The following is a 10851-nucleotide window of genomic DNA, read 5'->3' as shown; positions in this document are numbered from 1 at the left end:
GTAGGGAAGGCTGTCGGCTCCCGTGGTGGCGAGGTCGCCGCCTGTGGAGCCGCCGTTACCTGCGGAACCGCCGTTACCCGCGGAACCGCCGTTACCCGGTGTCGTCGCTCCGCCACCGGACGCGGCCGTGACGCTCAGAGCTGCAGTGACCTCGGTGCCGTCGGGCTGGATCACGGCGAGCGTGTGCGCACCGGCCGGAGTGTTCGCCGGAATGGTCACCGTGCGCTGGAACGAGCCGTCCGCACCGGCGGTCGCCGTGCCCAGCTGCACCGGGTCGGAACGCAGCTCGAGCCGCAGCTGAGCGCCCTCTGCGAAGCCGCTGCCCGTCACCGTGACCGTGCCACCGGCCTGCACGGATGCCGCGCCGAGCTCGACCTTCGCCGGAGCCTCGGGCTCGGGGGTGAGCGGAGGTGTGACGCCGGCCTCGGTCACCCACTTCTCGCCCGCATCCGACTTGGTCACCGTGAACGTGTCGTAGACGGCACCGACGGGGAGGTCCGTCGTGGCGTCCGTCTGCTTCTCGGCCAGGTACGACCGGTAGACCAGCTGATTCTTCGAGACGTCGATCACCTGGTAGGTCGTCACGCCCTGACCGCGCAGCACCTGGGTGGCGCCGTTGTTGGTCCAGACGTTCTTCTCCGGCGTCTCCAGGTCGTAGTGCTTCGCGCCCGAGTTCGAGACGACGTAGACCGGGCCCGTGGTGAGGCCGGGGGTCTCGGTCGCGTCGGTGTTCACGTATCCGCGGGCGTACGTGTGGTCGTGTCCCATGAGAACCAGGTCGATGTCGTTGCGCTGGAAGACCGGCAGCCACTCGGCGCGGAGGATGGGCTCATCGCGCCCGGCCGAGGCCGAGAACACGGGCTGGTGGAACGTGACGACGTTCCACTTCGACGGGCTGTTCTGCAGCAGCAGGTCGAGCCATGCACCCTGGAAGCGCGTCCACAGGGTGCCGATCTGCGACGAGGGGCACTCCGCCCCCGTGCACGACGGGAGGCCGGCCGGGGTGAGGAACGTCGTGTCGCGAGTGGCGTTCAGGGTGATGAAACGCACGCCCTGGTAGTCGGTGTAGTACGCGGTCTCTGCGGCGAACGAGCTCCAGTGGTCGAAGAACGCGCGGTACTGCTGCGCGACCTCGGAATCGCCCTTCGCCAGGTTCGCCAGTTCGCCGATGGAGCTGGTCGACGGGTTGTTGCGCGGGTACTCGAACGCCGCCTTCCACGCCGTGAGCAGCTTGTCGCCGGAGTACTCGTGGTTGCCGGGGGCGGCCATCACGTTCGTACGGACGGCCGAATCCTTCATGCCCTTGAACCAGTTGACCCACTCGTTCTCGTTGCTCGACGTGTTGATCAGGTCACCCGCGTGCACGGAGCCGATCGAGCGGGGAGCCTGCGCCTCGGCCTGCTTCACGACGCTCGGCCACGTGGTGTCCAGACCGATCTGGGCGTCGCCGTAGTAGATGAACTGGAAGTCGGTCGCGGACGGATCCGCGGTGCGGAAGGTGAACCAGTCGCTCCAGCTTCCGGGCAGGCCGACGCGGTAGCGGTACTCGGTGGCAGCGGTGAGACCCGTCACCGTCGCCGAGAAGTGCTTGTTCGGGTTGCCGTTCACGACACCCGCGTCGTACGCGTCGACCGTGCGGGTCTCTCCGCCGGCGGACGGGGCGATCTCGACCTGTCCGACCGTGTGCGAGGCGTCGCCTGCGAGCCAGGAGAACGACTGCGAGACGGCCGGCTGTTCGGTCGGGGTGAGGATGACGCGCGTCGGCGGCGCGACGACGGGGGTGCCAGGTGCGGAGGCCTTCACGAGGGTCAACGCGGACATGTCGAAGAAGATGTCGGAGCTGGTTGCGCGGTCCTGGAACAGCGACACCGCGATCGTGTTGGTGCCGTCGTGCAGGAGGGTTCCCTCGGCGCTGAACGTGCTCGTGAGCGGGTCGCCGTTGCCATCGCCCGCGTACTCGACGTTGGTGGTGTCGGTGATCCTGCCGTCGACGTAGCGGGCCACCTCCTGGCCGTTGATCCACACGATGATGGCGTCGTCGTAGGTGATGGTGCTCTGCAGGGCGGCGACCTGCTCGGCGACGCCTGCCTCGAGCTCGAACGTCGTGCGGAAGAAGTAGGTCGGCACAGTCGGGGCCGCCGTGCCGTCGAGGTAGTGGTTGAGCAGGGTCTTGGGCGTCTGCGGGCCGACCGGTGCGAGCTTCCCGCCCTTGGCGCCGAACGAGCCCGGAGCCGTCTTCCACGCGCTGTCGTCGTAGGCAGGCAGTGTCCAGTCGCGGAGGGCTGCGGGTGCGGGAGACGGGTCGGATCCGTCGTCGAGGTAGTGCCAGGCGGTGTCGCCGGTGATCAGCGAGCCCGTCGGCACTTCGGGGTCGGGGGCGGCAAGAGCCGCGGGGGCGACGACGGCGCCGCCGAGCAGGGCGAGGAGCGCGACGGACGTCAGTCCGCGACGCCGCCACCGCACCGCAGGGGTGGGGGAGGTCATGTCAGTCCTTCGAGGTGGGGTTTCCGTGCTCAGCCGCACGGGGCCCCTCCACCCCATCGAAGCGGGATGACCGGGCGCTGACCTCCGGGCGACAGGAAGGTGAACTCCGTTCACGATGTCGCCCGGCCGAAACGGAGACCGACTGCGCGGGGAGCGGCGTGTCGAGGGATGGCGCGCCGGCGCGCGGACGGATGGTCTGGGTTTTCGCCGGGGCGGGAGACGGCCCCGGCGCGGACGGCTCGCCCCGGTACGCTGGAACCCATGCTCAACATGGCTGACGGCCTCGCTCGTCTCGGTGCGCTCGCCGAGAACCCGGTCGTCCGCACCCTGGCGACTGCCTTCGACGAAGCGGGCTTCGACCTCGCGGTCGTCGGCGGTCCGGTGCGTGATGCCCTGCTCGGCCGTGACACGCACGATCTCGATTTCACGACGAACGCGTCCCCCGACGACATCCTGGCCATCGTCACGCCCATCTCCACCGCGCAGTGGGACATCGGTCGCGCGTTCGGCACGATCGGCGCACGCGTGCAGCGTGAACAGGTCGAGATCACGACCTATCGCGCGGACAGCTACGACGGTGTGACCCGCAAGCCCACCGTGGAGTTCGGCGACACCATCGACGGCGACCTCGTGCGCCGCGACTTCACCGTGAACGCCATGGCGCTGCAGGTGCCGTCCGTGAAGCTCGTCGACCCGACCGGCGGGGTGGAAGACCTCATCGCCGGCGTCCTGCGCACGCCGGCGGATCCTCGGGTGTCGTTCGGCGACGACCCGCTCCGGATGCTGCGCGCCGCTCGCTTCAGCGCCCAGCTCGGCTTCCAGGTCGAGGAGGCGACGACCGCGGCGATCACCGAGCTGCGCGAGACGCTGAAGATCGTCAGCCCCGAGCGCGTCCAGTCCGAGCTGGTGCGCCTCATGCAGACCGACGACCCGGTGCGCGGCATCCGCGTGCTGGTGGACACCGGGCTGATCGACGAGTTCCTCCCCGAAGTGACCGAGCTGCGCCTCGAAGTCGACGAGCACCACCACCACAAGGATGTCTACGAGCACTCGCTGACCGTGCTCGCCCAGGCCATCGAGCTCGAGCACTCCCGTCATCCCGGAGCCGTACCGGATGTGCCGCTGCGCATCGCTGCGCTGCTGCACGACATCGGCAAGCCGCGCACGCGCAAGCTCGAGGCCGGGGGCGTCGTCACGTTCCACCACCACGACGTCGTGGGTGCGCGGATGGCGCGCAAGCGGCTGCAGGCGCTGCGTTTCGACACCGAGACCACGAACGCCGTCGCCACGCTCATCGAGCTGCACCTGCGCTTCTTCGGCTACGCCGAGGGGGCGTGGACGGACGCAGCCGTGCGCCGCTACGTGCGCGACGCCGGCGACCTGCTGGAACGCCTGCACATCCTCACCCGTGCCGACGTGACCACACGGAACAAGCGCAAGGCCGGCCGTCTCGCGAGCGCGTACGACGACATCGAGTCGCGCATCGCCGCGCTCCGCGAGCAGGAGGAGCTCGACGCCATCCGCCCGGAGCTCGACGGCAACCGCATCCAGCAGGTGCTCGGGATCGGACCGGGCCGCGAGGTCGGTGAGGCCTATCGGTTCCTGCTCGACCTGCGCCTGGACGAGGGTGTGCTCGGTGCGGACGTCGCCGAGCAGCGACTGCGCGAGTGGTGGGCTGCGCGCGACTGACCGCGCACAGTGACCGCGCACAGTGACCGCGCTCGGTGGCCGCACTGTGGTGGCCGCACTGTGGTGGCCGCACTGTGGCGGCTCAGACCAGGGGCGAGGTCACGATCGCTGCGCTGTCGGGCGGCAGCGTCACGAGCGAGTCCTCCCGACGGAACCCCGACGTGGAAAGCAGCACCCTGGTGCGGGCTCCCACGTCGAACGCCTGCGACGTCGATGCGAGGTTGACCACCACGGAGAGGTCTCCGCGGTCGATGCGGTAGACCCGCCGTTCGGGCGTGCCGTCGGTCTCTCGGACCTCCACCGCGGTGTGCGTGGAGTCGGGGTCGGTGAGGGCGGGCCACTCTTTCCGCAGCGTCACGAGGTCGCGGTACAGGGCGAGCATCCGCGCGTGCTCCGGATCGTCGAGCTCGCTCCAGTCGAGGTGGGAGCGGGCGAACGTGTCGGGGTCCTGTGGGTCGGGCACCGCATCCCGATCCCACCCCATGAGGGCGAACTCGGCGGTCCGCCCCTCGGCGACGGCGCGGCCGAGCTCGGGTTCGGGGTGCGAGGTGAAGAACTGCCAGGGGGTGGACGCACCCCACTCCTCGCCCATGAAGAGCATCGGAGTGCCGGGGGCGGTGAGGGTCAGGACCGCAGCGACGGCCAGGCGATCCGGAGAGAGGGTGGCGGAGAGGCGGTCGCCTGCCGCGCGGTTGCCCACCTGATCGTGGTCCTGCGCGAAGGTCACGAGTCGCCACGTCGGCACTTCGGGTGGGATCGGCGCGCCGTGGGGACGTCCGCGGAAGGACGAGAACGTGCCGTCATGGAAGAACCCGTGCTCGGTCACCTTCGCCAGGGCATTCTCCGCGGCGAAGTCGGCGTAGTAGCCGCCGGTCTCCCCCGTGAGGGCCACATGGACGGCGTGGTGCCAGTCGTCTGACCACTGCGCGCTCAGGCCGTAGCCACCGGCCTCACGGGGCAGGATGAGCGTCGGATCGTTGAGGTCGGACTCGGCGATCAGGGCGAGCGGACGATCGAGCTGCACCGACAGCGCGTCGACGCGTTCGGCGAGTTCGCGGAGGATGTGCACAGGGCTCTGATCGTGCAGAGCATGCACCGCATCGAGACGCAGCCCGTCGACATGCAAGTCCTGCAACCACATCAGGGCGTTGTCGATGACGTAGTCGCGCACGGCCGGTTCGTCGAGGTTGACCGAGTCGCCCCACGCCGTGCTCTCGCCCTCGCGCAGGTAGGGGCCGAACAGGGGCAGGTAGTTGCCGCTCGGACCGAGGTGGTTGTAGACCACGTCCTGCACCACGGCGAGCCCGTGCCCGTGCGCGGCATCCACGAACCGCTGGTACGCGGCAGGGCCCCCGTACGCCTCGTGCACCGCGTACCAGAGCACTCCGTCGTAGCCCCAGTTCCAGCGCCCGTTGAAGGCGTTGACCGGAAGCAGCTCGACGTGCGTCACCCCCAGCTGCACCAGGTGAGGCAGGCGCGTGATCGCGGCGTCGAGCGTCCCCTCCGGCGTGAACGTGCCGAGGTGCAGTTCGTAGACCAGGCCTCCGGCGAGCTGCCGTCCCGCCCATCCCGCATCGCTCCAGGCGAAGTCGCCGACGTCGAACGCCGCGGATGCCGCGTGCACACCGTCGGGCTGTCGGCGAGAGCGCGGATCCGGCCGCAGCTCGGGATCGTCGTCGAGGACGAACCCGTAGCGTTCGCCGGTTTCGAGCTCGTCGCCGGCTCGCCACCATCCGCCTGACGTCGGATCGAGATCGGTCTGCGTCGTGCTGCCGTGTCGAGAGGTTCGTCTCAGCCGCACCCTGCTCGCCTTCGGTGCCCAGACCTCGATCATCGATACCCCGCCGTCATCGATACCCCGCCGTCATCGATACCCGCCGTCATCGATACCCGCCGTCACCGTCGTGCCGTCATCGAGCACACGGATTTCATCGGGCGAGCTCGAGCAGAGCCACCGGATACGTGTCCAGCAGCTCGGCCAGCCGGACCGGCCCCGGTCCGATGCGTCGGCCGGTCAGCAGGTCGGTGGCGGGGAGGTCGGGGCGCATCATGACAGTGTCGCCCCATCCTCCGCGGCGCGCCAGCCCCATCGGAAGACGGGTGGCCACGACGGTGATCCCTCCGCGATGAGCCGCGACAGCATGGTCGGCTGCCGCGCCCTCGACGACAGCGGGACGGTAGAACCGGAACAGCTCGGGGTTGTCTCGACGGGCCCGCAGTGCTCGCGACGTGACGAGCAGCTTCGCCCGCGCAGAGTCGTCGACGGCGGGGAGGATGCCCCGCGCGACCTCCGCGTCGAGCTCCGCGAGCATCCGCCTCCGCAGCTCGAAGTCGACCGGTCGACGGTTGTCGGGGTCGACGAGGGAGAGGTCCCACAGCTCCGTGCCCTGATACACGTCGGGGACGCCGGGCGCGGTGAGCTGCAGCAGCTTCGCGGAGAGCGAGTTGGAGCGGCCGGCCGCCAGGATCTCGTCCACGAAGCGTTCCAGGATCGGGGCGGCTTTGCCCTCGAGCGCCTGCGCGATCGTCGCGAGGCCCTCCTCGAACCGCGCATCCGGATGCTGCCAGGTCGTGGCCTCCGCGGCCTCGCGTGCCGCCTTGGTCGCATAGGCGAGGAAACGCTCGGAGGAGAGGGGCCACGCACCGACCGCCGCCTGCCAGAGGAGGGCATCCAGCGGACCGTGGCCGGTGGTCGCGATGGTGCGGAGTTCACCCAGCACCTCGGCCCAGCGCTCGGGGATCTCGGAGAGGACCGACAGTCGGGCGCGCACATCCTCCGAGCGCTTCGTATCGTGCGTCGACAGCGTGGTCATCGAGTGGGGCCAGGCGCCGAGCCTGGCGTTCTGCCGCCGATGGAAGTCGTCGACCGTCACGGCGGGGATCGCGGGGTCGGCGCCCACCTCGGTGAGCGTTCCCAGTCGGGTCAAGCGGTAGAACGCGGTGTCCTCGACGCCCTTCGCCATCACCGCTCCGGTTACCTGAGGGAAGCGCTGCGCGACCTCGAGTCGGGGGTCGGACAGCAGCGGCTCGAGCTCGGCGAAGGCCGCCGAGAGGTCGGGGCGGCGTCGACGGGCCTCGGTGAACGCGACGCGCAGATGCTCGCGCCCCTCGGGGAGGTACGAGCGATAGACCGGGAAGCACGCCACGAGTTCAGCCAGGGCGTCATCGGCGTGCACGATCCCGTGGGGCAGAGTGCGCACGAGCCGGCGCACCTCCGCCTGCAGCAGCCCGTCGGCGATCATGCGCTTGGAGTCGTGGATCAGGTCAGGCCACGCGGGGGCGGCCGGGAGCCCGGTCTCCGCACGCAGCCTCTCGTCGAGACTGTCGAGAGCGTCGACTCCCGCACGGTCGACGAAGAGCCGATCGATGTCGGCGAGAGCGTCGTATCCGGTCGTTCCATCGGTGCGCCACCACGCGGGCAGGGCTTCGCCCGGTTCGAGGATCTTCTCGACCAGCGTGTACGCCCGCCCCGTCGCGTCAGCCAGGCGCTCCAGATATCCGGTCGGATCGACGAGCCCGTCGGGGTGATCGACACGTAGTCCGTCCGCGAGCCCGCTGCGGATCCATCGGATGATCTCGCGATGCGACTCCGCGAAGACGTCCGGCAGCTCGACTCGGAGGCCGGCGAGCTCGGAGACGGCGAAGAACCGTCTGTAGTTGAGATCGGTGTTCTGCTCCTCCCAGTAGCGGAGGTCGTAATGCTGGGCGGCGAGCAGTGCGGGAAGATCGTCGGCCAGCTGCGCCGTGCCGGGGGCGAGCGGCAGCACGTGCTCGAAGTACGTCAGCACCCCGTCGGGCGCGTCGGGTGCCGGGGTCGTGTCGACGGCGAAGAGGCGCTCGGTGATCGCCTGTTCCGGTGATGAGCCCAGGATCGGCAGGATCAGACGCCCACCGCCGGCCGCCCAGTCGATGTCGAAGGCCGCCGCGACACGGGTCTCCCTCCCCAGACGCAGCACCTCCCACCACCAGGCGTTCTGGCGTGGGGCACCGACTCCCATGTGGTTGGGCACGATGTCGGCGAGGATCCCGAGCCCTGCGGCCCGAGCGGCGGCGGCGAAGCGCTCGAGTCCTTCCTCGCCTCCGCGCTCGGGGTCGACGCGTCCGTGGTCGACCACGTCGTAACCGTGGTTCGAGCCGCTGACCGCCGCGAGCACGGGGGAGAGGTACGCCCAGGAGACGCCGAGGTCGGCGAGGTAATCGGTCACCCCTGCCGCGGAGTCGAGGGGGAAATCGGCGGTGATCTGCAATCGGTAGGTGGAGAGCGGACGCAGGGTCACGACGCCGCCTGCCCGCTCTGGGCGCGGAGGGAGGCGTCGACCGAGTCGTCGGCGGCCTCCGGCACTCCGTCGATCTCCTGCAGCACCAGGGTCGCCTTGCCGTCGAGCGGGATGCCGTCCCCGGGCTCCAGCGCGCGATCCGCGGCCAGTTCGCCTGCGGTGTCGACGACGATCCGCCATTGCGCACCGTGGCGCTCGTCGGGGATGACGAGGTCGATCGGCTCGTCGCCGCTGTTGAAGTAGACGAGGAAGTTCACGTCGGTGACGGGGCGCCCTCGCGAATCGTTCTCGCGGATGCCCTGTCCGTTGAGGAACATCCCCACGGAGCGCCCGAATCCGGAATCCCAGTCCTCCGGGGCCATCGGTCGGCCATCGGGGCGCAGCCAGACGACGTCGGGGATGCGGTCGTCGTCGGACCGGCCGGGGCGACCGTCGAAGAAGCGGCTGCGGCGGAAGGTGGGATGCTCACGGCGGAGTCGGGCCACGGCGGCGGTGAACTCGACGAGGGGCAGGTCGGCCGCCTCCCAGTCGATCCAGGTGAGCTCGTTGTCCTGCGCGTAGCCGTTGTTGTTGCCATGCTGCGTGCGGCCGAGCTCGTCGCCGTGGGAGATCATCGGCACGCCCTGCGAGAGCAGCAGCGTGGCGAGGAAGTTCCGCTGCTGACGCGCGCGGCGCCGGTTGATGTCGATGTCGTCGGTCGGTCCCTCCGCGCCCATGTTGTCGGAGCGGTTGTGGGATTCGCCGTCGTTGTTGTCCTCGCCGTTCGCCTCGTTGTGCTTCTCGTTGTACGAGACGAGGTCGCGCAGGGTGAAGCCGTCGTGCGCAGTGACGAAGTTGATCGAGGCGACGGGTCGTCGGCCGGAGTGCTCGTACAGGTCGGCGGACCCGGTGAGGCGGGAGGCGAACTCGCCGAGTGCCTGCGGCTCACCGCGCCAGAAATCGCGCACGGTGTCTCGGTACTTGCCGTTCCACTCCGTCCACTGCGGCGGGAAGTTGCCCACCTGGTAGCCCCCGGGGCCGATGTCCCACGGCTCGGCGATGAGCTTCACCTGCGAGACGATCGGGTCCTGCTGCACGAGCTCGAAGAACGCCGCGAGGCGGTCGACGTCGTAGAACTCGCGGGCGAGGGTCGCCGCGAGGTCGAAGCGGAACCCGTCGACGTGCATCTCGGTCACCCAATAGCGCAGCGAGTCCATCAGCAGCTGCAGGGCATGCGGATTGCCCGCGTTCAGACTGTTGCCCGTGCCGGTGTAGTCCGTGTAGTAGCGCTTGTCCTCTTTGAGTCGGTAGTACGCCTCGTTGTCGATACCGCGCATCGAGAGCGTCGGGCCGAGGTGGTTGCCCTCCGCGGTGTGGTTGTAGACCACGTCGAGGATGACCTCGATCCCGGCCTCGTGCAGGGTGCGCACCATCGCCCGGAACTCCTGCACCTGCTGGCCGTGCTCGCCCGTCGCGGAGTAGGTGTTGTGCGGGGCGAAGAACCCCAGGGTGTTGTAGCCCCAGTAGTTCGACAGCCCCTTCTCCTCGAGCACGGAGTCGTCGACGAACTGGTGCACGGGCATGAGCTCCAGCGCCGTGATGCCGAGGCGCTGGAGGTGCTCGACGACGGCGGGGTGGGCGATGCCGGCGTAGGTGCCTCGGAGCTCTTCGGGGATGTCGGGATGCCGCTGGGTGAGACCCTTCACGTGCGCCTCGTAGATCACGGTCTCGGCATAGGGGGTCTTCAGCGGTCGATCACCCGCCCATTCGAAGAAGGGATTGACCACGACGCTCTTGACCATCGCGGCCGCGGAGTCGTCGTCGTTGCGCGAGTCGGGATCGCCGAAGTCGTAGCCGAAGAGGGGCTGGCCCCAGTCCATCCGCCCGGCGACGGCCTTGGCGTACGGGTCGAGCAGCAGCTTGTTCGCGTTGAAGCGCTGCCCCTGGGCGGGGTCGTACGGTCCGTGCACGCGGTAGCCGTAGAGCTGCCCCGGCTGCACCGTGGGAAGGTAGCCGTGCCAGACGAACGCGTCCACCTCGGTGAGGGGCACGCGGGTCTCCGTGCCGTCCTCATCGAACAGGCACAGCTCGACACGCTCGGCGCCTTCGCTGAAGAGGGCGAAGTTCGTCCCCTGACCGTCGAAGGTCGCCCCGAGCGGATATGCGGTTCCGGGCCAGATCTCGCCGCTCATGCGGCGACGGTGTGGTTGCGGGTGCCGGCTGCCATGGCATCGACGATACTCACTGCACGCTCGAAATCGTAGACCTGCGCGACCTCCACCGAGCGGGGATACGGGTGGCCCAGATAGCAGACGAAAAGCGGTGGCACGACGTCGATGTAGCCGACGGGACGATCGTGGCTGACGACGTAGCGGTCGAAGCCGACGCGCTCGCACACGGCTTCGACCGCTACGTCGTCAGC

6 protein-coding genes are annotated in these 10851 nt (G+C 69.4%); 1 reads left to right on the top strand and 5 read right to left on the bottom strand.

What is annotated here, in order from left to right:
* Positions 1-2484 (bottom strand): fibronectin type III domain-containing protein (locus tag AX744_RS16350; protein WP_061018053.1); only part of this gene is annotated, 2484 nt, incomplete at its 3' end.
* Between the two features lie 261 nt (positions 2485-2745).
* On the opposite strand from AX744_RS16350, the gene AX744_RS16345 reads away from it, so the two are divergent.
* Positions 2746-4173 (top strand): CCA tRNA nucleotidyltransferase, encoded by a 1428-nt coding sequence (locus AX744_RS16345; protein WP_061018051.1) that lies wholly within the window; start codon positions 2746-2748, stop codon positions 4171-4173.
* An 82-nt stretch (positions 4174-4255) separates the two neighbouring features.
* Here the strand turns inward: AX744_RS16345 and treZ are convergent, their stop codons facing one another.
* From treZ to AX744_RS20835, 4 genes are all read right to left on the bottom strand, one after another.
* Positions 4256-6007 (bottom strand): malto-oligosyltrehalose trehalohydrolase, encoded by a 1752-nt coding sequence (gene treZ, locus AX744_RS16340; protein WP_061018049.1) that lies wholly within the window; start codon positions 6005-6007, stop codon positions 4256-4258.
* Positions 6008-6101: 94 nt separating this feature from the next.
* Complete coding sequence (gene treY, locus AX744_RS16335) at positions 6102-8450, bottom strand: malto-oligosyltrehalose synthase (RefSeq protein ID WP_058631914.1); 2349 nt, start codon at positions 8448-8450, stop codon at positions 6102-6104.
* Positions 8447-10621 carry a glycogen debranching protein GlgX gene (glgX, locus tag AX744_RS16330; RefSeq protein WP_061018047.1) on the bottom strand — a complete coding sequence of 725 codons (2175 nt, stop codon included), beginning with the start codon at positions 10619-10621 and terminating at the stop codon, positions 8447-8449. The genes treY and glgX overlap by 4 nt, the downstream gene beginning before the upstream one ends.
* Positions 10618-10851: hypothetical protein (locus tag AX744_RS20835; protein ID WP_442922838.1), on the bottom strand; the 234-nt coding region annotated here is incomplete at its 5' end. The genes glgX and AX744_RS20835, both read right to left, overlap by 4 nt.

It is taken from the genome of Microbacterium sp. CCH5-D1, assembly GCF_001557335.1.
Classification (GTDB): Bacteria; Actinomycetota; Actinomycetes; order Actinomycetales; family Microbacteriaceae; genus Microbacterium; species Microbacterium oxydans.
Note: the sequence above shows the minus strand (reverse complement) of the source record. Positions and strands in the feature narration are given on the sequence as shown.

What these genes read in the sequence shown, in the direction of transcription:
- glgX (WP_061018047.1), bottom strand. Translation starts at nt 10,621, where the DNA reads ATGAGCGGCGAGATCTGGCCCGGAACCGCATATCCGCTCGGGGCGACC.
- AX744_RS16345 (WP_061018051.1), top strand. Translation starts at nt 2,746, where the DNA reads ATGCTCAACATGGCTGACGGCCTCGCTCGTCTCGGTGCGCTCGCCGAG.
- treZ (WP_061018049.1), bottom strand. Translation starts at nt 6,007, where the DNA reads ATGATCGAGGTCTGGGCACCGAAGGCGAGCAGGGTGCGGCTGAGACGA.